Annotated in this window: 18 protein-coding genes; 14 read left to right on the forward strand and 4 right to left on the reverse strand. The window is 41.7% G+C overall.

All coding sequences use genetic code 11. The features are described from left to right. The first annotated feature begins 233 nt into the window (after positions 1-233). Complete coding sequence (locus PGLA_RS18200) at positions 234-1,211, forward strand: ring-cleaving dioxygenase (protein WP_068535609.1); 978 nt, start codon at positions 234-236, stop codon at positions 1,209-1,211. Between the two features lie 93 nt (positions 1,212-1,304). Here PGLA_RS18200 and PGLA_RS18205 read toward each other — a convergent pair whose 3' ends face one another. After that, the gene (locus tag PGLA_RS18205; protein WP_068535612.1) at positions 1,305-1,907 is read right to left on the reverse strand and encodes a TetR/AcrR family transcriptional regulator; all 603 of its coding nucleotides are present in this window, start codon (positions 1,905-1,907) and stop codon (positions 1,305-1,307) included. 132 nt (positions 1,908-2,039) lie between these two features. Between PGLA_RS18205 and PGLA_RS18210 the strand changes: the two genes are divergently transcribed. Further along, the gene (locus PGLA_RS18210) at positions 2,040-3,311 is read left to right on the forward strand and encodes an MFS transporter (protein WP_068535615.1); all 1,272 of its coding nucleotides are present in this window, start codon (positions 2,040-2,042) and stop codon (positions 3,309-3,311) included. A 127-nt stretch (positions 3,312-3,438) separates the two neighbouring features. Then, on the forward strand, positions 3,439-4,479 hold the full coding sequence (locus PGLA_RS18215; RefSeq protein ID WP_068535621.1) for a stalk domain-containing protein: 1,041 nt from the start codon (positions 3,439-3,441) through the stop codon (positions 4,477-4,479). A 53-nt stretch (positions 4,480-4,532) separates the two neighbouring features. On the opposite strand, the gene PGLA_RS18220 is transcribed toward PGLA_RS18215, so the two are convergent. The 3 genes from PGLA_RS18220 to PGLA_RS18230 form a co-directional block, all read right to left on the reverse strand. After that, complete coding sequence (locus tag PGLA_RS18220; RefSeq protein ID WP_068535623.1) at positions 4,533-5,588, reverse strand: bifunctional transcriptional activator/DNA repair enzyme AdaA; 1,056 nt, start codon at positions 5,586-5,588, stop codon at positions 4,533-4,535. A 146-nt stretch (positions 5,589-5,734) separates the two neighbouring features. Then, the gene (locus tag PGLA_RS18225; protein WP_068535625.1) at positions 5,735-6,601 is read right to left on the reverse strand and encodes a pentapeptide repeat-containing protein; all 867 of its coding nucleotides are present in this window, start codon (positions 6,599-6,601) and stop codon (positions 5,735-5,737) included. A 279-nt stretch (positions 6,602-6,880) separates the two neighbouring features. Then, positions 6,881-8,281, reverse strand: coding sequence for a serine hydrolase domain-containing protein (locus tag PGLA_RS18230; protein WP_211269585.1), 1,401 nt, complete (start codon positions 8,279-8,281; stop codon positions 6,881-6,883). Between the two features lie 505 nt (positions 8,282-8,786). Between PGLA_RS18230 and PGLA_RS18235 the strand changes: the two genes are divergently transcribed. The 11 genes from PGLA_RS18235 (at position 8,787) to PGLA_RS29130 (ending at position 22,568) form a co-directional block, all read left to right on the forward strand. Continuing rightward, positions 8,787-9,602, forward strand: a complete 816-nt coding sequence (locus PGLA_RS18235; RefSeq protein WP_068535629.1) for a MerR family transcriptional regulator — start codon at positions 8,787-8,789, stop codon at positions 9,600-9,602. 830 nt (positions 9,603-10,432) lie between these two features. Further along, positions 10,433-11,227: an ABC transporter ATP-binding protein gene (locus PGLA_RS18245; protein WP_068535633.1), complete on the forward strand. Its 795-nt coding sequence runs from the start codon at positions 10,433-10,435 to the stop codon at positions 11,225-11,227. 94 nt (positions 11,228-11,321) lie between these two features. Continuing rightward, positions 11,322-12,377, forward strand: coding sequence for a FecCD family ABC transporter permease (locus PGLA_RS18250; protein WP_068535635.1), 1,056 nt, complete (start codon positions 11,322-11,324; stop codon positions 12,375-12,377). A 59-nt stretch (positions 12,378-12,436) separates the two neighbouring features. After that, positions 12,437-13,411: a FecCD family ABC transporter permease gene (locus PGLA_RS18255; RefSeq protein ID WP_425415405.1), complete on the forward strand. Its 975-nt coding sequence runs from the start codon at positions 12,437-12,439 to the stop codon at positions 13,409-13,411. A 256-nt stretch (positions 13,412-13,667) separates the two neighbouring features. After that, positions 13,668-14,612, forward strand: coding sequence for an ABC transporter substrate-binding protein (locus PGLA_RS18260; RefSeq protein ID WP_245700099.1), 945 nt, complete (start codon positions 13,668-13,670; stop codon positions 14,610-14,612). 42 nt (positions 14,613-14,654) lie between these two features. Continuing rightward, entirely contained in the window at positions 14,655-16,412 is a 1,758-nt protein-coding gene (locus PGLA_RS18265) for an ABC transporter ATP-binding protein (RefSeq protein WP_068535639.1), read from the forward strand. 7 nt (positions 16,413-16,419) lie between these two features. Next, the gene (locus PGLA_RS18270; RefSeq protein ID WP_084411239.1) at positions 16,420-18,147 is read left to right on the forward strand and encodes an ABC transporter ATP-binding protein; all 1,728 of its coding nucleotides are present in this window, start codon (positions 16,420-16,422) and stop codon (positions 18,145-18,147) included. A 13-nt stretch (positions 18,148-18,160) separates the two neighbouring features. Next, entirely contained in the window at positions 18,161-19,375 is a 1,215-nt protein-coding gene (locus PGLA_RS18275; RefSeq protein WP_068535641.1) for an MFS transporter, read from the forward strand. A 125-nt stretch (positions 19,376-19,500) separates the two neighbouring features. Continuing rightward, complete coding sequence (locus PGLA_RS18280) at positions 19,501-20,490, forward strand: helix-turn-helix transcriptional regulator (protein WP_342671697.1); 990 nt, start codon at positions 19,501-19,503, stop codon at positions 20,488-20,490. 304 nt (positions 20,491-20,794) lie between these two features. After that, positions 20,795-21,769: an ABC transporter substrate-binding protein gene (locus PGLA_RS18285; RefSeq protein ID WP_068535642.1), complete on the forward strand. Its 975-nt coding sequence runs from the start codon at positions 20,795-20,797 to the stop codon at positions 21,767-21,769. A gap of 220 nt (positions 21,770-21,989) precedes the next feature. Continuing rightward, positions 21,990-22,568 (forward strand): ABC transporter substrate-binding protein, encoded by a 579-nt coding sequence (locus PGLA_RS29130; protein ID WP_245700102.1) that lies wholly within the window; start codon positions 21,990-21,992, stop codon positions 22,566-22,568. Positions 22,569-22,662: the final 94 nt, after the last annotated feature.

Below are 22,662 nucleotides of genomic sequence, written 5' to 3' on the forward strand. Positions count from 1 at the left end.
TAGGAAAATCTTATTGTATGCTAGTGAGAGTAGTGTAATGAATGAAGATTTAGAGACATGGGTGACAGAAAAGAATAACTATGCTATATTATCTTTAGTTAAAGATTCTTTAATGAATAATTCTTTAATGTATAGTACACAATAATTGTACAACTACGACGTCTATCACTTTTTTTAAATATATTTTATCGTTCTAACTTGAACAAATATGAAGATAACATGGAGGAATTTAGATGAATGGATTAAAAGGAATACATCATGTAACAGCTATTACTAGCAGTGCAGAACGCAATTATGAATTCTTCACGTATGTATTAGGCATGCGTTTAGTAAAGAAAACCGTTAACCAAGACGACATTCAAACGTACCATTTATTTTTTGCAGATGACGGTGGGAATCCAGGTACAGATATGACATTCTTCGATTTCCCTGGTATTCAAAAGGGTGCACATGGGACGAATGAAATATCCAAAACTTCTTTCCGAGTACCGAGTGATGTAGCATTAGATTATTGGGAACAACGCTTTACTCGTCTAGATGTACAACATGAAGGTATTAAGGTGATGTTTGGTAAAAAGGTCCTTTCTTTTGTTGATTTCGATGACCAACAGTACCAGTTGATTTCAGATGAACACAATGAGGGTGTCGCTTCCGGTACGCCGTGGCAAAATGGACCTGTTCCTTTAGAATATGCCATTACCGGTCTAGGACCCATCTTTATTCGGATTGCTAATATAGATTACTTCAAAGAATTGATGGAGAAAGTGATGTTATTTAAAGAAATTGCTCAGGAAGGATCATTCCATTTATTTGAGGTTGGTGAAGGTGGAAATGGCGCACAAGTTGTCGTTGAACATAATGCTAATCTTCCTCAGGGCTATCAAGGTTATGGTACGGTTCACCATGTCGCATTTCGTGTGGAAGACCGTAACGTGTTAGAGGAATGGATTGAACGTCTAGAGAGTTTCAAAATCGCATCATCTGGTTATGTTGATCGTCACTTTTTCGAATCACTGTATGCTAGAGTGGCTCCTCAGATTCTATTCGAATTCGCAACAGATGGTCCAGGGTTCATGGGAGATGAATCCTATGAAACGTTGGGTGAGAAATTATCTCTACCTCCATTCTTAGAACCCAGACGTGAACAAATTGAAAAGTTAGTTCGCCCGATCGACACCATACGCAGTACAAAAGAAATCATAAAAGAATAAATGAAGGGCACCCGCGGGGTGCCCCTTTTTGTGTCTTTGTATATAGGATATCGTGTGTTTGGTTGTGATATGAATCGTTCTTCACAGTAAACATTACTCAGGTATGCGTAGGCATACCTGTTTTAAATAAGCAGAGAGGTTCTCAATGTTCATCTGCATATGTCGGTTGTTACCTTCGAGTTTGCTCATCATGACGCCACCTTCCATGATGGAAAGGGTGAAGGTGGCAAGAGCATCAATATCGAGATCCGCTTTGAATTCTCCGCTTTCTACACCTTCAGATATAATCACTTTCATGGCATCCAGTGTGTTCTTTAGGCCCTGCTGGGCTCTTTGGCGTAAGCCTGGATGAGCGTCGTCGCTTTCAACAGCCGTATTGAGGAGCGGGCATCCTCCAATAAAGGGCGGGTCCTCAACCACATTTTCGTATACGTGTAAATTGGCTAACAGTTTGCCAACGGCTGTTTCCTGCTGATCAATCGCTTGTGTGAAGTGGCTTCCAACTATATTTCCGGCATAGTTATAAGCTTCAAGAGCAATTTCATCTTTACTGGAAAAGTGGCGGTAAATACCGCCTTTTTTAATGCCTGTTATCTCTGTTATATCTGATAGCGATGTACCTGAATATCCCTTTTGGTTAAATAGCTCAGCGGCTTTAGCAATAATAAGTTTGCGGGTATTCTCGCCTTTTTGCATTGTCATCCCCCGTTACAATGAAATCTTAGCGTTATTATATCAAAAGAAGTTGTCATATTGAAAAGTATAGCATATAATCAATAAAAAGATACCGATCGGTATCTTTTGTGATGACGTGGGGAGGTTAAGGGAATGGATACGACATGGTTCAAAGAACCCAAGTATGCTTGGGTTGGATTAGGATCGTTGTGGATTATAGGATTTATTGGGGCATTGACGCGCTTCAGTATGGCTTATTTTCAAGTAAACATATCTGAGGATTTAGGAATCAGCAGGGGATACATTTCGATGGCCTGGTCAACGAATCTATTGATTACAGCCCTATGTGCGCCTTTAGGGGGATGGTTTGTAGATCGTTATGGTGCCAAAAAGGTGTTATTGATAAGCGTAGTTATGGGTACATTGGGTACGGGTATTGTCGTGATAGGGGAACATCCCGCTGTCTTCTTTATTGGATACGCAGTGGTCTCTGGACTGGCTGGTATTGGGACGACGACAACGTATTTATTGATGTTTGAATGGTTCTCGCATCATCGGGCCAAAGCGATAGCGCTACATACGAGCGCTAACTCTGTAGGTTTAGTGATTACTACGCCAATCTTCGTGTCCATGAGCTGGCTGACATGGAAGGATGCCTTTCTGGCCTCTTTTGTCCTGAGTCTTCTAATTGCACTCCCTGTGATTTGGTTGGGTATCAAGAGTCATCATCAGAACAAAGCGGTGACAGCTCAAGGGGAAGGGTTAATAGAAGTGGACAATCACGATCACGATAAACCACATACAGATACAGTCGCTCCATCGCTCAAGAGGGCAGGTCATCTGCCGATCTTTTTTTTAGTCGGGATCGCATTGTTCACCTGTGGCATCAACATGGGTACCGTCGAGATGAACTTGGTAGCCATCCATCAGTTGGCTAATGTTTCTCCAAGCATGATCGCTCTATCGATGAGTATACTTGGCATCCTAGAAATTGTAGGATCGGTTACCTTCGGATTCTTACTGGATCGATTTAATAAGTTGGTCATGATGGCTATGTTGTTTGGCATACGCATTCTGGGCTTTGCAGTCCTCTTTATGCATGTGGGGTGGTCACCGATTCTGTTTGCGATAGCATTCGGCATGACCTATTTAAGCGTAATTCCAGGAGGGATTCTTATCGTCAATGAGCATACGAAAGGTAAAGGGAAACAAACAGGTTTTCTATTCGTCTTCCATCAGGCAGGCAGTATTATGGGTGCATTAATCGGAGGATTATCTTTTGATTATTTTAAAAACTATCAGGTGTTAATCGGATTTGACGTCGTGATCTGTATCCTCGTAACAGTAGGTTTTGTATCCTTATACATCTCTCGAAGACGAAGTCACCGACTTCACGGCGTTCACAATATGAAAGTCTCAGCTTGAGAAATTAAGGTAGATCTAACGCTATTTTCATCTTGCTTATACATAATAACCAATATTTGGAACAAAACTAATCAACCTTGTTGTCGTACCAATAGATGAACTTATCAAACAACGAGGTGATGACAACATGACGATAAAAAAGGGCGCAATGCTACTTCTACTACTTACAGCTATGCTCTATTCAGCCCCAGTGCATGCGGACACGTTGCCGCAGACTTCCGTTACGGACATCTATCTGGATGACCGCAAGGTTCAACTTAAAGTCCAACCGATGCTCATAAACGATACGGTGCTCGTTCCGATGCGCCAGCTATTTGAAGATCAGGGTGCCAAGGTTATCTGGAATAACGATACTCAAACCGTGAAAGCAACCAAGGGAGATATGGTGATAACCTACCGTATCGGAGAGCGGATAGCCTATAAGAATGGACAAGCGCTAAGCTTGAGCGTTCCCGGTCAAATGAGTGGTGGTTATACGATGATGCCGCTGCGCTTTGTAAGTGAAGCTCTCGGTAGCAAAGTGAAGTGGGAGGCTAGTACCCGAACGATCCGGATATTCTCTTCTACTACAGTTGCATTCGATACAAAGATTCTTTATGGGGTCAATCTGCGGAGTCAGCCGAATTCCACAAATGATTCTATCATTAGGGAAATGCTGCCCGTAGGCGAAAAGGTTCATGTTATCCAGGAAGTTGGAGCGTTGTGGTTAGAAGTGCGAACCCGTGACAACAAGACTGGATACATATCGGCGAAGTCCAAATATAGCGATTATACGAGTGCGACACTTGTTGATCGTCAAGCGGACGAGTTGATCGCTTACGGAGAGAAGTTCCTGAATAGACCGTACGAATTTGGCGCCGCAACGGATCAGATGCTTACATTTGACTGTTCTTCTTTTGTCAGTCGCCTGTTTAAGGACAAGCTGTCGATCGATCTTCCGCGTGTCTCTTATAACCAAGCCAAAGAGGGCACCAAAGTAGGGATTAACGAGTTGCGTAAAGGGGATTTGTTGTTCTTCAGTGCACGAGGACTCGACATTGGCCACGTTGCCATCTATGTAGGGAATAATCGGATTTTACATACGTATTCGAAGGAACTTGGCGTTCATTATGAAACGTTAGATGACAAGTGGATGAAACGGTTTGTGACGGCTCGCAGGTTATTTTAGGGTAGGCAGATAGGGATGATACAATAATCTAAAAAGAAGCGTCCAAGGACAACTTAATGTCTTAGACGTTTCTTTTTTTCATGATGTAACAGCCATTCTTTACGTGTTAAGCCACCGCCGTAGCCACCCAAATCGCCATTGGCGTTAATGACACGGTGACAAGGAATCACAATGGCAAGCTGATTGGCACCATTGGCCTGAGCCACAGCGCGAAAAGCGGTTGGTTTACCGAGTGATACGGCAATGTCGGAATAGGAGCGAGTTTCTCCGGGTGGTATTTTCGTTAATTGCTCCCATACGCTTTTTTGAAAAGGAGATCCCAATAAAGAGATGGGCGTTGTGAATACAGTCAGTGTACCGTCAAAATATTCGTTCAGTTCACTTTCAATCGATTGAATCGGCTCGGTGATACCGGGGATAATCGCTGATTTCGTCTTTTGTCTAAGCCGTTCTACTTCGCGCTCTAGACCACGACGATCAACAAATTCTAAGAGATAAATCGTATTCTCATCGCCAATGGCAATCATTGGGCCAAGGCGCGTATCGATCCAAGAAGCTTTTAGAACCTTACTGTTTTCTAGTAAAGTAGGCGCTGCCCCCATGATTCGAGAAAATGCATCTCTGAACCCACTGCTGGATTCATATCCTGTTGATAGTTGCGTATCAATAATCGTTCGACCAGATCTAATGTTCTTCAAGGCAAGTCCCATACGGCGGGCACGTGCGTATTCAACAAATGTCATACCGAATCGCTTTTTAAATTGACGACGTGCCGTTGATTCATCCACCGAGAGATCCCTGAAGTCTTGTTCCTTCCATCGTTTCTCAGGGTTGTTCTCAACGGCTTCAACAAGCAGGCGAACAATCTCTGAGACATGATTCGGATGAGATAACGGACGACATCGTTGACATGGACGATAAGAGGCAAGTAACGCCTGCTGTGCAGTCTCGTAAAATTCACAATTTTCAAACTTAGGCTTTCGTGCAGGGCAAGTCGGGCGACAGAATACACCTGTTGTTTTGACTCCTACATAAAAGACACCTTCATATTCCGTTCTTTTTTCTAATAAAGCCTTGTAATATTCTTCGTAACGTTCGGCAGGTATCATTCTTGCAGCCCCTAAACTTGGATTATGTCCCTAGTATAGACCCTCCTGTAACAAGACGTAGCCGAAAATCAGGCATCTATTTTTATGTTTGAGGGGTGATCCCACAAGAGTAAGTATAAACATGGCGCTCAACCTTCCTGTTGCTATCACGACCAGTGTGATGGATGAGTTAGTGATTGCGGAAGCTTCGTGTCGCTGTTGCCCTTCGCTGCGTTAAGCTGGGATTGAGTCAGAAAGATACTCCCAGTGAGGTCGGCACCGCTGATGTCAGCGTCTCGGAAATCAGCACCGATGAGGTCAGCGAATCTAAGGTCGGCACCTCTGAGGTCTGCGGCAATAAGATAGGCGCCTCTCAAGTTTGCGGCTCTGAGGTTGGCTCCTCTAAGTTTAGCCCCGATGAGGTCAGCTCCTCTTCCATGAGTTTTTTGATGCCCACTGGAGTTCGGTTGCTTGCGTTTTGCTTCTGCTCGCACCAGTTCACTGATTCGTAGCAGTAGTGTATTGATATCGGCTCGGTATGCTATCATGTCTAGCTCCATAAGAGAATCAGGACTAAGTTGAGTGAGTTGTTCCGTCTCGTTGTATGCTTTGCTCACCTCATCGTGAATCGAACGTACTGATTGCAACGTTAATGCTTCGCTTAGATACCAGAGCAACTCATGAAGTTGCCGCATGATCGATAACACCTCGAACATTTGCTTTGCAGATGCTGGGTTTTGCCGCCAGTCTTGTCCGCCGAAGGTAATTTGGGAAACTTTCTGCCCTGCGCCGAAACAGTCAAAAACAGTACAACCTCGAAACCCCTGCTGCCTGAGGGTTGTGTGAATGCCGCAGCGGAAGTCCGATTGCAGGTTGTGGCAGGGCTGCCCCGCGTCTTTGTCTATCGCGAAGTCCACTGAAGCTGCGAATGGTAGCGCGGCACAGCACAAGCCGAAGCAGTTCTCGCAGTCGCCTCGCAGACTGAGGTGACTCCTATCGGGGAATGATCCTGAATATTCGTAATTTTCAGACAAAATGAGTGCTCCTTTTTGTATCATCGTATCGCCATACTTGCATATTTAAATTTAAAGGGCTGTAGGATGTTATTGGGATATATTTAAATGAATTTATGTAGGATATTTTCTTATGTATAATAAATGAATTTCACTCAATTCTTATAGATTATTACTGAATATTTCATCTGTCAATCTTTGTATTTACTATCTAGCAGAGAGTGTTTGCGAAAAAATACAGATATGTAAAAGATCCCTTAAATGAAAGGAGCCACTCCATCATTCAGAGTGGCTGCGTATTTATAGTTCCTTTGATACAATCGTAGTTCTGTGCAATAGAGGTTTGATTGCCAGTGAAATACTGAATACAAGGTAGGTTATAGAGAGTATAGTCAATCCATTCACGGTATCAGGCGCAATCGTTAACTGATAAAGGGAAGGCGTTCCGCTCGCATACGGAATGTACGAATATATGTAATAGAATCCGCCGATTAGCATCAATCCATTCAGCCCCCAACACACGAGGATTATGGGAAGAGTCGGTTTCTTAAAGGAGTATCTTGATTTCCTACCCAGCCATGAGAGTAAGGTAGGTACCCACATGATAAGTATAATGATGGCAAACAAAGTGCTAATCATTAAGATTCCTTTATCAAGAGGAGTGATGGTAGGGAAATTTTGTTTGGATAGATGTGCTGGAGAATTGCCAGCGAGAATTCTAGAAATATTGAAGTTGGTATCATCTGTGATATTTTGTTTGGAGTTGGATAATAGCGCAAATCCGTACGATTTATTTGGAAAAACAATTAAATTTGCAGTAAACCCCGGAAGACCTCCCTTTTTCTCAATGGTATTCGGTGTGACCTCCCAGCCGAATCCATAGCCTGTCGATTGATCGTAAATAGCTGGTGAATGCATTTCAAGCAGGCTTTCTGATCGAAGAACAGAAGAGTTACCCTCTGATGAACTACCCAAAAGAAAAGAAATGTATTTACCGAAATCCTCGGCATTCGTCGTTAATCCAGCTGATCCTAACGTGGCATAGGACAATTGTTCATGAAAGGGTTTAATATCGCCCCAGATGTAGCGATGCCCGGAAGCTGAATTTGGCAACATATCACCAAGAGAATAGACCGTTCGATTCATTCCCAGTGGCATAAAAATATGTTGATTCATATATTCGGGAAAAGATTGTTTTGTAACCTTCTCCAAGAGTAACTGCAGCAAATCATAATTCATGTTGGTATATTCATATGTTGTACCCGGTGAGGCAACAAGTTGTACTTGTTGGAGCTTACGCTTTATTTGGGATGCGATTTGATCAGGATCGGAGCCTTCAACATCATGTGTATTAAGCCGACCAGGTAGTCCGCTTGTATGATTCAGTAAGTCTCGGATGGTGATATGCGAAGAGAGGGAGATTTCTTTAGTTGCAAACCATGGTAGGTATTGTGTGAGCGATGCATCCAATTCCACGAGCCCCTGATCACGAAGTTGCATGATTGCTAATGAAGTAAACACCTTGGAGATCGAGCCGATGTGAAAATTGGTTGTTGGATCAACACTTTCGGTTCCCTCAGATTCATTTCGTCCGTATCCTTTGACGTAAACATTGCCGTTCTCATCCGCAAGCACAAATGCCATGCCAGGAATATTGAAGCGTTGCATGTTCTGGACAATTTCTTTATCTATTTTTTGCATAGTTTCTGCGAGTGGTGTAGTTGATCCATAAGTTGTTGAGGAAGTTAAGAGACAAGAGAGCATAATGAGGGTTAATACAAGCGAGCTTCGAATGGTGCATCCTCCCAACGTTTAATTGATATGTAATGGGAGCATTGTTAACTTCTATTAAATCAAATTTGTATTAAAAAGGAAATCATTAATAAGATATCTGCTACAGGTAGCTTTTGATAATGTTCAAATTCTTTCGTTTCATTAAACTCGTTTTGGTCATGACCGTTCTGTTTGCTATTCAGCATATTGCAGGATTCTTTTTCTTTCCTGAACTCCTGTTCGGAGTTATGTCATATTCATACTGCTCTGATGCAATGACTATTTTTGTAATGGTTCTATGCTCCGAATAATGTTTGAAGACTTCCCCGTCCGCATAGGGATAGGTGATTTTTTTATTATTTCTTGACTCTATCACTGTGTCATACTTCATTCTATATATGAGCTCACAATCTACCGGTAGAAAGGAAACAATATGTTTAGAATAGGTGATTTCTCAAAACTGTCAAGAATTAGCATCCGGATGCTACGACATTATCATGATGTAGGTCTGCTTATTCCAGATCATACGGATGATTTCACAGGCTATCGCTATTACCATGCGGCACAATTAATGGTTGCCAACAGAATTCAGGTTCTAAAGGGTATGGGGTTTGGCATTCCTGCGATTGGGCAGATGCTCACAGAATATGGCGATGAGGAAAGTCTACGGAAGCATCTTGTGATTCAACACGCCCAAATGAAAGAGGAGGAGGAAGTATTACAGAAGAAACTGGCGCTCCTTCAGAACACTATTCTCAGATTGGGAAAGGATCGTGGAAGTATGAACTACGATGTTATTTTGAAAGAAATACCGGAGAGATATGTAGCGAGTCTTAGAGATGTTATTCCTGCCTATGACCAAGAAGTTCAGCTGTGGTCACGATTGGAGAAGGAAACAGGAGACAGTCTGCAACTTGCCAATCCACGCTACAGTCTGGCGGTGTTTCACGATGAAGGGTATAAAGACAGCGACGTGGATATTGAAATCCAGCTTTCCATCACTGGAACCTATAAGGATACGGAGCATGTCCGTTTCAAAAAGGTTGCCCCGATCACAGTAGCTTCTGCCATGCTTACGGGTAGTTATGCCTTGCTTAGCGAGGTCAATGTGTCGTTAGCGAATTGGATTTCAGATCATAACTATGAATTTGACGGTTCAATGTTTAACATCTATCACGTTGGGCCTGCAACGGAGCGGAATCCGGATCACTGGGTTACTGAGGTATGTTATCCCGTGAAGAAGTCTTAATGTGATTCTAATCTAAATAGGATAGTAAAAAGCAAAAGGCCACTACGTGTAAGTGGCCTGTTTGCTATTTTTGTAGCCTTTTTAATATCCATCCGAACAGCTGATAATGTGTTGCTTAAAAACTCATCACACAATATTGTAACAAATAATAAGGAATAACTTCGATTACGTGAGATGAAGTAAACAAAAAGGGTGTCTCATACCACCGGCCAAATATGAGCACATTCATTTTATCTCCTCACAACTCTCATTATGGTAAATTTCTTTTGGGTACTATTAACGTGTAGGGAATATCCTCTTTGTAGGAGGTCGTAGCCTGACATTCTCGTTCTATACTGAGGTAGTATCACGATAAATTGGAAGCTAAGATGGCCATTCTGATTAAGAATACGTAAGAAGTAACCCTGTTTCTCTAGGCTGTTCAGTATACGAGTAAGCTTACTAAAGTTCATTCATGTAAAGATCCGAGCTATTTTCGTGACACATTCGGGGAGAGAATTGAATGACGTTAGTCTCATCGGGAGAACATGTCGGTTTCATCTTCAAATTGCTGTCCTTCGACTGCTTTCGTCCACAATTTCCAATGAAAAAACCTGAATTCATTAATTTAATATATTTTCAATATGATAATACTTTCTGGAATAGTTCCCCTCTATTTTTGTTGACAATTAATAAAGAAGTACTTACTATAAATACTAACTGTGAATGATAATCATTTTCATTTGGAAGTCAAATGATTTTTAATTGGTTTGTTTTGTAGATGAAATTTCTATAGCCGACGAACTCGTAAATCGAGTGAGATTGATATAAAAAAGGGAGGATATTGAAAAATGGCGGTTCTTAATGTAGATCGAATAGCAGCTGGTTATTTAAGCACGCTTATTATTAATGATTTAAGTGTTTCTATTCCTGAAAATAAAATAACGACAATCATTGGCCCGAATGGTTGCGGTAAATCGACTTTGTTGAAAGCTATTTCACGAGTGTTGAAAACGAAGAGTGGTGCGGTTTACCTCGACGGACGTGCAATCCATCAGTTAGAAACGAAAGAAGTCGCAAAGAAGATGGCGATTTTGCCACAAACGGCAGCGGCACCTGAGGGACTAACTGTTTTTGAACTCGTTTCTTATGGTCGTTTTCCCCATCAGAGGGGTTTCGGCTCATTAAAAAAGGAAGATTATAAATATATTTATTGGGCACTTGATGTAACGGGATTAAATGAGTTTAAGGATCGTCCGATTGAAGCGTTATCTGGTGGACAAAGACAGCGCGTGTGGATTGCGATGGCGCTCGCGCAGGGAACCGAAATACTTATTCTTGATGAGCCGACTACTTATTTGGACTTAGCACATCAACTGGATATTTTACTCCTTTTACAACGACTAAAGGAGGAGGAAGGTCGGACAATTGTCATGGTGCTTCACGACTTGAATCACGCCTCACGCTTCTCTGATTATATGATTGCTATGAAGGATGGCACATTAATGATGGAAGGGACACCGGAAGAAGTAATGACTTGTCCTAATTTAGAAAATGTATTTAATATCGATGCCAGCATGGCAACCTGTCCATTTAGTCATAATCCGATATGTCTATCTTATCAACTATTTCAGAAAAACAAATAATTTGCTTTTTATCGTAAACAAAATATGAGATATGAATGCTTAAAAGAGAGAACCGAACTATATAAGAGAAAGTTTGGTATGAAGGAGGAAGTGTATGTCTACTCCAGCAGGAGTTTCTGCCGAAATAGAAGAGTTAATTGAAAAAAACAAAAAATCTCGACCCATTGTGGCAATTATAATTTTATTTGGAGGCATTTTCGCGTTACTTGTTTCCATTGCTCTTTCCATTTCATTTGGGGCTGCGGACATTAACTTAGAAACGGTTTGGACAGCTGTGTTTCATTTTAATCCTGATTTAACACCTCATCAAATTATTCGAGAAATACGTATGCCACGTGTTCTTGGAGCTGCGATGGTGGGCTCATGTTTTGCTGTGGCCGGTGCGCTTATGCAAGGGATGACCCGAAATCCGCTGGCTGACTCGGGTCTATTAGGCCTTAATGCGGGTGCAGCTTTTATGCTGGCACTATGTTTCGCCTTTTTCCCAGGTTTACCGTTTATGTATCTCATTATGTATTCCTTTTTGGGTGCTGGGTTAGGTGCTGGAATTGTGTATGGAATCGGTTCGATGTCACGTGGCGGTTTGACACCTATGCGTCTTGTGCTCGCTGGGGCAGCGGTAAGCGCATTGTTGGGTGCGCTTAGCGAAGGAATCGCTCTTTATTTTCGGATTGGTCAGGATTTGGCGTTTTGGTATGCAGGCGGTGTATCGGGTACAAAATGGATTAACCTTCAAGTGATGTCCCCCTGGGTTATTGCCGCAATGATAGGTGCTATCATTATTTCCCGGTCTATCACCTTATTGAGTCTCGGAGATGAAGTGGCGATTGGGCTTGGCCAAAAAACAAAGACCATCAAAGTGTTTGGGATGATCCTTGTTCTCGTTTTGGCTGGATCCGCTGTTTCCGTTGTAGGTGCGGTTGGTTTTGTAGGATTGATTGTACCGCATCTTACCCGTCTACTTGTCGGCCACGATTATCGCTGGATTATTCCTTGCTCTATCGTCATTGGTGGGCTATTGGTCGTGTTAGCCGATCTCGCAGCTAGAATGATTAATCCTCCATATGAGACGCCTATTGGAGCGTTGATTGCTTTAATTGGGGTTCCATTCTTCCTGTATCTTGCACGAAAAGGAGGTAGAGAGCTGTGAAGGAAACAGCGTTTGTCTCAAAAGATCAAAACCGGGCAAAGACTCGAAACCTTGTTGTCATCGGTATCCTTGGTCTGCTCATTGTCATTGCTTTTATGATCAGTATGAATACGGGATTTATTAGGTTAACGCCCCTTGAAGTGATTCGTACGCTATTTGGATATGGGACTGAGAAGCAACAGCTTATTTTATTTGAATTTCGATTACCGCGGATTGTTATTTCAGTATTAGTAGGAATGGGACTTGCGGTATCTGGTTGCGTTTTGCAAGGGATTTCTCGTAATGCGTTGGCTGATCCCGGAATACTGGGGATTAACGCAGGAGCAGGGCTTGCTGTTATGTTATACATATCCTTTTTCCCAACCACTACAACCGTCCCCGTCTTTTTCTTGCCGGTATTGGCATTCTCCGGTGCAGGTATAACTGCGATTATTATTTATTCGTTAGCTTATAAACGTAATGAAGGAATTTCGCCAATGAGGCTGATACTTACGGGTGTAGCGATAGCAGCTGGGATTAGTTCAGTCATGATTGTTTTAACACTTCGACTCAGTCCGGAGAATTATCAATTTCTTGCTACTTGGTTAGCGGGTAGTATTTGGGGCTCAAATTGGAAATTTGTACTTGCCTTATTACCATGGATACTCGTACTCATTCCATTTGTATTTTCGAAAGCACGTGTATTGAATGTGTTTAATTTAGGTGATTTAACAGCTACTGGACTGGGAGCATCGATTGAGAAAGAGCGGCGTGTACTACTTGCTGCGGCTGTTGGACTAGCAGGAGCAAGTGTATCCATAAGTGGTGGAATTGGTTTTGTAGGATTGATTGGGCCCCATTTGGCACGTCAATTAGTCGGATCCAGGCATCAATATTTAATCCCAGCGGCTGCATTGTCGGGAGGATTATTAGTTCTTATTGCGGATACAATGGGTCGGTGGATTTTACAGCCATCAGAGATTCCAGCTGGAATTGTCGTCGCAGTGATTGGCGCACCATATTTCCTTTACCTGCTTTCGCGTTTGAAAGATTGATCAAATAAAAAATAAATGTAATCATATCTAGTTTTTTTGCACTTTCGCTGGGTATAGCGATAATGGTTACAATGAGATGACTCGGGGTATTATTCCTGGGTCATTTTTTTTTATCATAAAAAATCCGCAAGACCGCCATGTTATCCGTCCAATGGTAGCGAGGAACAAAAGGAGAGCGTACGATAACAATGGACATAAATGATAATTGTTATCAATTGGAGAAGGGAAGATAGATATGTTTATTTTGAAAAACAGGATGTTTAGTTTGTTAGCTGTAATGATGTTGCTGCTAGTTGGCTGTTCAGATGAAAAAGAAATAGAAGGCTCCGTAGAAGTAGCAAAAAATAGTACAGAGGATCATGCGAAGACCAAGGTTGTTAAAGATAAGCTTGGGGAAGTGGAAATCCCAACTAACCCACTGCGAATAGCAGATGTCTCGGGATCGACAGAGGAATTACTTTTTTTCGGGTTTAAGCCCGTTGTTAGTTCAAATACAGATATAGAGAACCCGAATGCATTTTCACCAGTTATTATCAATCAACTGGAACCAGATACCGTGAATGCTGGCTGGTATGCTTCAGAAATTAATATAGAAGCGGTAGCGTCCGCGAATCCTGATTTAATCATTGCAGGGGCAAGACATGAAAAATTAGTTGATCAATTGAAAAAAATTGCCCCTACGGTAATGGTTCCGCATGATTTTAACGCCTTTCAAGATCGTTTTGAATTTATAGCGGGTATTTTTGACAAGGAAACAGAGATGGACGCATGGTTTACAGACTATGAAAAGACAGCAAAGGATTGGTCAGAAAAAATTAGAACAATTACGAAAGATGAAACCTTTGCCATTATTGAGGCAACCCCGAAAGAGATCAGGATTTACGCGGCTACAGGCGTAGCGGATATGATTTTTCATGACATGTTGCTTCCAAAGGCGGAAGGAACACCTGAACCTGATGCGTGGGGGGGAAAGGTGACCAGTGTCGAGACACTAGCATCTTTTGATCCGGACCATATTATTTTAATGGTTGATAGTACGCAGAGCATAGTGGATGACAATAATGTATGGGATAGTATGAAGGCAGTTAAAAATAATCATGTTTATCGAATGACGAGTGCCAAGAACTATAATTATGCCTTTACGGCAATGGGTAAACGAGAACTTATTGATGAGTTAGGTGAATTGATAGTGAAGGAGTAATGGCAAGAATATCTGTGCAATTGACTGAAAGGGGAGTAAGTAATGTTTATTAAAAAGGAACTATCGTGGATATTACATCTAGCAGTCCCTCAACGTCGGAAGTTGTTATTTTCTTGCATCTATGCCGTTATGAGTGCCTTGCTTACTCTTGTTCCTTTTGTGATCATATATCACTTATCGATTCATTGGTTGAATGGGATATTAGATTCATCTACTGTATGGAGACTTGTGATATATGCCTTGATTGCCGTGATTCTTCGATTTGTTTTTCTTGGTCTGTCCTCTTTGCTTGCGCATATTGCTGCTTACAATCTGTTGTACGACATTCGAACGTATTTAACGAATAAGCTGGGACGCTTACCAATGGGGTTTTTCAATCAACAGCAAGTCGGGAAGCTGAAAAAAATAGTCATCGATGATGTAGAAAAGGTAGAACAGCTCATTGCGCATCATTTACCCGATTTCATCGTCTCGATTATTACGCCAATTTGTGTGTTTGTGTATCTGTTGACAGTGGACTGGCGGATGGCACTGATTACTTTATTGCCAATTCCTTGTGCGGTTTTTATACAAGTAAAGCGCGCGCATAGCGGTGCAGGGGAAGATATGGAGAAGTATCATCAGCATTTGGAGAGAATGAATGGCACGATGATTGAATACATCCATACGATGCCAATTATTAAAGCTTTCAATTTGACTGTTCAATCGTTTTCCGGCTATCAAAACTCTGTGGAAGACTATACACAGCTTTGGAAGCGACTATCACGTAAAAAAGTGCCTACGTATGTTTTGTACACGGCATTTATTGAATCAGGGCTTATTTTTATACTGCCAATTAGTTTGTTGTTCTTCCAACGAGGTAGCCTGACGATACCGGAAGTGTTACTTTTTCTAATGCTCGGGGTCGGCTTGACAGCGCCCTTGAAGCAACTATCAACCTTTAGTCATACAGTGCAGAATACGGTGTTGGGTATTAAGAAAATGCATAAAGTTCTAATGGCAAAGGAGCTGAGTGAAGCGGGAACGGATGTGTCGGCTATTCCACAACATTATCCCATTTTTTTTGACAAAGTGAGCTTTTCTTATGGGGATCGTATGATTTTACAAGATGTAACGATGACGATGCAAGCGGGGACGGTGACCGCTCTTGTTGGACCATCAGGGGCAGGAAAGTCAACGATAGCCCAGCTTATTGCCCGTTTTTGGGAAGTGGAAAAAGGCCGATTGCTTATCGGAGGTATTCCCATCAAGGACATTCCTCAAGAGGCATTAATGGACCTTGTTTCATATGTATTTCAAGATGTTTCGATGATGAATGACACGTTGTTCGCTAATATTTGTATGGGGAAACAGGAAGCGAGCTCAGAACAAATCATTCAGGCGGCGAAAACAGCGCAAGCTCACGATTTTATTTCTGCATTGCCAAATGGTTATGATACAAAGATTGGTCATGGCGGCATTCATTTGAGTGGTGGCGAACGACAGAGGATTGCAATTGCACGCGCTATTTTTAAAAATGCACCTGTGCTTATTTTAGATGAGGCAACTGCCTATGCCGATTCTGAAAATGAATCACATATTCAAGCGGGAATTAGTCATCTGCTCCAAGATAAAACCGTAGTAATCATTGCACATCGACTATCGACAATTACAGACGTGGATAACATTATTGTCCTAGATGCAGGACGAGTTGTTGATCAAGGAACACATGATGTATTACTGCAGCATTGTTCACTGTATCAGCAGATGTGGCATGCGTATATGGAAGTGGATCAATGGACGCTAGCGGGGAAGGCGTGAGGAAGAGATGCTGAAAACGATACAAGCCATTTTACGTGTTGACCGATCTTTATGGATAAACAAAGCGTTGTTATATACATGTGTAGAGATGATAAGTTCAGTAGCTCCATATGCGTTATTGTATGGGGTCATTTATTCATTGTTTCATGCATCGATAGGTCTGGAATGGATTGTGCTTTGGACGATAGGTCTCATCGCCTTTTTTGTTTTGCAACTGGTATTTTCGATGCTTGCACAGATGCATGTGCAAAATGAGGGATCGCACTCTATACAGCAGCTTCGTCTGCGATTAGGTGAACACTTACGAAAGTTGCCGATGGGCTTTTTTAAAAAGAGAAATCAAGGCGATATTAGCCAAGCATTATTAACAAATGTAGACGAAGTGGAACTTGTTGTGACGCATATTCTCCCGCAAATGATTGGTTCAATTGTGCTGTGTGTGCTAAACGGTGTGCTGTTAGTATGGATTGACTGGCGTCTAGCTCTCGTTGTCTTGATCTCGGTGCCACTTGCATTGCCACTTTTGTTTTGGTCGCAAAAAGTAATGAGAAAACGAAGTAGAATACGGCATGAATCTTTTATGACAGCTAGCGGTCACCTACAGGAATATATAGAGAATATTCAATTACTGAAAGCCTATCAAGTCACAGGGGCTAAATTCAAAAGGTTAGATCAAGCATTGGCACGATTCCGGGATGGTAGCATTCGAGTGGAGGCACTAGCATCGCCCATTCTCTATCTGTATGCGGCTACAATTGAAATCTGTTTTATAGTGTTATTGCTTGCAGGTAATTATCTACTGCTAGAGGGTCAGCTTGAAGTATCTGTATTTGTTATTGTTTTAATCATTAGTTTGCAATTTTTTAAAGCCTTTCGTTCAGTTGGAACCTATATGGGACAACTGCGTTTTATGGTTCATGCAGGTGAACGTATCAAGGATGTGTTGGAAGAAATGCCACTAGCAGAGCCAGAGCAGCAGATCGTTCCGCTCAATAATTCGATTACCTTTGACCATGTCCATTTTGGCTATGGAAATAAGTCTATTTTAAAAGATGTGAGCTTCCATGTTCCAGAACGAGGACTCGTTGCCTTAGTGGGGCCATCAGGATCAGGTAAGTCTACGATTTTAAGCTTGATTGTCCGCTTTTGGGATGTAAATCAGGGGAGCGTACAGATTGGAAATATAGATATCACAGACATAAGCAGTGATGAATTGTTAAGCAGGATAAGTTTCGTTTTTCAAGACGTGCAATTATTTAATGATACCGTTATTGAGAATATTCTCATGGGTAACCGAAATGCTTCATTTGAACAAGTCGTTGAGGCCGCCCAATTAGCCCAGTGCCATTCTTTTATTGAAAAGCTGCCCCATGGTTATGACACTATTGTCGGAACTGGAGGCATCCATTTATCGGGTGGGGAAAAACAGCGACTTTCGATTGCACGAGCATTTTTGAAAGAGGCCCCCATACTATTGCTAGATGAGGTGACTGCCTCACTTGATTCTGAAAATGAAAAGCTGGTCCAGCGAGCAATTAGTAAGTTGGCACAAAAGAAAACGGTCGTTGTCATCGCTCATCGTTTGAAGACGATTCAGTCAGCCGATAACATTATCGTACTACGTGATGGGGGAATCGAGGAACAAGGTACTCATCAGAAGCTGGTAAATGGCCAAGGGTTGTATCAACATCTTTGGCAGGAGCAGCAGACAGCAGGTGGTTGGAAGGTGAAATAATGGGGGGGAGAAAATGACTAAACAGCCTGATAAAATGAAACAAAACTTTTGGGTGTTTGTTCTGATAGGTATGCTTTTGATTGTTACGACAACGGGTTTTTCAAGAATGTCCTATGGGGTTATATTGCCATTTATGCAGGAAGGTTTGTCTTTGTCTACATCAAAATCAGGGTTATTAGGAACAGTGTTATTCCTAGGTTATTTGCTTACGGTCGGTTTCTCAGGTGTTCTAACGGTGCGCCGAGGAGCGAAAAAAGTACTGCTTTTAGGTGGCTGGCTTGTTGTCGCTGGTTTATGTGGCCTTGTGTTTGTAACGAACTTTTGGTGGGCATCTGTGAGTTTGTTTTTCGCTGGCGCCGGTAGTGCACTTGTGTATACGCCGCTACTATCGATAGCGATTGGCTTATTCCCAGAAAAAAGGGGAGCGGTTATGGGTCTATTAATGAGTGGGGCGGGTATTGGCATGTTATTATCCGGGGCACTTGTACCATTCATGTTGCAACAGTTTCCGGCACTTGGCTGGCGCGGAGCTTGGTTGGTATTTGCGGCTATGACAGTAGTTGTTATGCTACTCGCTTCGTTTATTTTAAAAGATCCACATCCATCATCTGAAAAGAATGGAACGCGGGAGAAGACGAGTGTTTGGCGAAGTAAGGAGCTTTATATGATCGCAGGGCTTTATTTTGCTGTTGGGATTGTCTATTTGATTCCGAATTTGTATCAAACGAGTTATATGATTGATCTTGGGATTTCCAATGCGATGGCAGGAACTGTATATTCTGTTGCGGGTATCTGCTCGATTGGCGGAGCTCCATTATGGGGAATACTCGCCGATCGGATGGGTGTTAAGAAAGCATTGCTTGCAGCATTAATATTGTCTGTCGTTGGAGATATCATTCCGATTGAATGGGGAAGCGTAGCAGGTTTTATCGTATCCTCTGTCATTTGGGGTTCTTCGCTTGGTGGAGTCCTTGTACTGATTCAGATGAAGGCTAGCCAACAAGTATCATCACAATACGTTGCAGCGGCAATTGGTTTTATTTCCGTCTTTTATGCGGTTGGTCAAATGATGGGACCTGGACTAGCTGGCTGGCTGATTGAATATGCTGGTGGCTATGCGACGGCTTATGGCTTCGGCGCTTGTATCTTCTTTCTTTGTGTACTACTTACTATAATGCTCAAATCAGAAGGGGTGAATCTTAAAGAAGTGCATACTGACCTCCTCTAGCAACGAAGTTAGTCCGTCTCGGTCCTTTGTATCATCAATTAAATAGTAAAAACCTCAATTGTTTGCTATACTTTTGGATGATATTGAAAATCATTCTCAGTGTAAATATATGAGGATTTGAGGCGGTGACTAGCATCGAGACAACTAACTTCCATCAGAACTTTAATCAGTTTTTTGATAAATTACAAGTAGCAAGGAAAAAAGAGATGCCGGCAGAACTCATGGCATTCCGATCAGGTATTGGAGAAGGATCGATTAATCGTTTGATTCCACGTTCTGATTTAGAGGTGGTAATATCCGATTATTCTTTTGATCGAGATTATCAAATGAATATGTCTACCATGCGGCCCATGATTGAGCTTAGCTATTGTATGGAAGGGGCTAGAGGGATTCATATATCGGGTTCTGATCATGAGATTGTTTCAGGGACATGCTCTCTTCAGTTTATAGAACAAGTGGGGGCGAACTTTGCATTTAATAAGAATGAATCCTATCAAATGATGGGGATTGGAATTCCTGTTTCAACCTTCAATCATTTTATGCAAGAAGTAGGCGGTGAAGGTGGAAATTCGATGGACTTTTCTCATATCCTTGGGGAAAAGTCGTATCGAATGTTTCAAGATAAAATTGACCCTTCGGCGTCTATCATCGTAAAGCGAATGTTGGATGCAGTGGAAGAGAAGAGCATGACCAATCTGGAGTTAGAATGCAATGCATTACAGCTTTTATCAATGTCATTTCGGTCTTTCCTGTTTGATAAAGATCCAAAGCCGTCGGAATTCTCCAAAAGTGATGTGGCGAAGATCCGACAAGCACGAGCAATTATAATCGAGTGCATGACGGAGCCACCTACGTTGACTGAATTATCTTGTTCAATTGATTTAAACGACTATAAATTGAAAAAGGGCTTCAAAGAGATGTATGGCACAACCGTGTTTGGCTATTTGCGGGAGAAACGACTGGAGAAAGCCCATCTTTTATTGCAAGGCGGCAAGATGAATGTGAATGAAGCTTCCTGTGCTGTTGGCTACTCTAATCCTAGTTATTTTGCTGAAGCGTTCAGGAACAAATTTGGAGTTAATCCTGGAGAATTTGTAAGAGGGCTTACTCGCTAACTAAAAAAACGCTGGGAAATCGATTCTTGGTATTATCCCCTTTAAGTAGACACTCAAAACTGCATGTATCATGTGGAAAAGAGTGAACTTGGAGGGGATATTTAATGATTAAAAAAGGGCAAGTATTTTGACTGAAAACTATCTTTTAAAGTACCGGGATATTGGTGAATAATTAAAGCTCTAACATTTTTCTTATCCCTCTAACCAGTATCCCTAATCCGTCTACTGGTAGATGCCCGATGGAAGGCCTTGTAAGATTATAAATGATAATTCTTATCAATTATAATTATAAGGAGATAAAGGAATGAGAAATAGAAAATGGTTTGGATTGATTTTACTAGTAGGTATTATTTCGTTAGTAGTAGGTTGTGCGGATAATTCAAAAACGAAAGATGCCGTAGAAAAAACTGAAAAGGCACCTGCTCAAGTAAGCGAGGAAGTAGTTAATAAAGCTTCCTTTCCAAGAACGATTAAACATATGGAAGGGGAAACGGTTATTAAAGAAAAACCGCTTAAAATAGCTACCCCGTACATTTCATTTGTCGATTATCTAGCTGTTTTAGATGAATATCCTATAGCTGGACAAGGGATTGAAATAATTGAAAGAAACTTTCCCTATTTAAGCAAGATGATTGAAGGGAAAGATATTATCGATCTTGGACAAGAAGTGAGTTTGGAAAGACTGTTGGCATCAGAACCTGATTTGATCATCGCAGCAAATGATATGGCGGATAAATATGAACAATTATCACAAATTGCACCGACCGTCATTTTCCCGGAGGCTGCGGATTGGCGCACGACATTGATTGAAATTGCTAAAGTAATCGGTAAAGAGGATAAAGCGGATACTGTACTTGCAGAATTTGACCGCAAATCAGCAGAATACAAGGAACAATTAGCCTTTAGAAGTGGCGAGTCTGTCATGTTTGCAATGTACAGTGGAAAAGAGCAATTTGTCCTCTGGGAAGAGAAACGATTCGATGCCTTTTATATCGGGTTAGGTTTAAAGCCGACAGAGGGTGCTGAAATAGGTGGGCGATTGACGTTAGAAGGAGTGGTAGATTTAAACCCGGATCACTTGTTTATAGTTAACAATTGGCAAGAACCCATTGAAGGGGGAGTGAAGGAAGACTTAAAAGATAATAAAGTATGGCAGAGTTTGAGTGCAGTCCAAAAAGACCAAGTCTATTATTTGGAAGACCCTTCACTGCCAGGACCGTTGGCACTTGCCAAAATTAAGGGAATTGAAGAAGTAATGGAAGCGATGGGAAAGAAATAGAGTCGAGCTGAAATGATAGGGAATAACCGAGCGAGAGATATACTGCTTGGTTATTCTCTATGTAGAGAGAGCAGTTATAAACGTTACTAACGAGTAAGTCTAGAGCGTCTAAGCATGGGATACAACTAATGTGTATTATATTTGTATTGACCCCCTAAAATAAATCTGATAGCATAAATGAGAATGAAAATCATTATCAATTTAACAAAAGGGAATTCTAATGCTTAAAAATAAATCTATCATCTTTTGTCTGCTACTAGTTATGTTAGCGATGACGATTACCGCTTGTAGTAAGGGCGATCAATCATCTGAAAGTAAAAAAAGTAACGGAGAAACGAAGAAAGAAACGGTTGTAAGCGAACAACCCAAAACGAGAACAGTAAAAACGGTCAACGGAGATATTGAAATACCAGCAAATCCAAAAAGAATTGTGGTTGGGGATTATTTACCTACACTGCTTGTACTAGGGGAAAAGCCGGTGGGTGCAGGAGAACAAGATCTTGCTAATGTACATATACAGGATCAAATCACCGGGATTGAAAGTACAGGGGAGAGTTCTATGGAGAAAATATTGGAACTACAGCCAGATTTAATTATTAGCGCTGATTCTGAACCGAGTACATTTGACAAGCTGTCCAAGATCGCTCCGACAGTGATTATTCCTTACAGTACCTATAGTGATACCTATGAGGAAGTAAGGGCCATTGGCGAGATGCTAGGTAAAGACAAGGAAGCGGAGAATGGCTGGCTACTTTTGATGAAAAAATACAACAACAGAGAGAGAAAGTTCAGGCGGTAATGGCTGAAGGAGAAACAGTCTCTATCTTTGGCGCTTTTAAAAAGGAATCCTACATCTAAGGAGATGGTATTTACCGGGGCGGGCAAGCCATCTA

The organism is Paenibacillus glacialis, from assembly GCF_001637205.1.
Lineage (GTDB): Bacteria > Bacillota > Bacilli > Paenibacillales > Paenibacillaceae > Paenibacillus_AQ > Paenibacillus_AQ glacialis.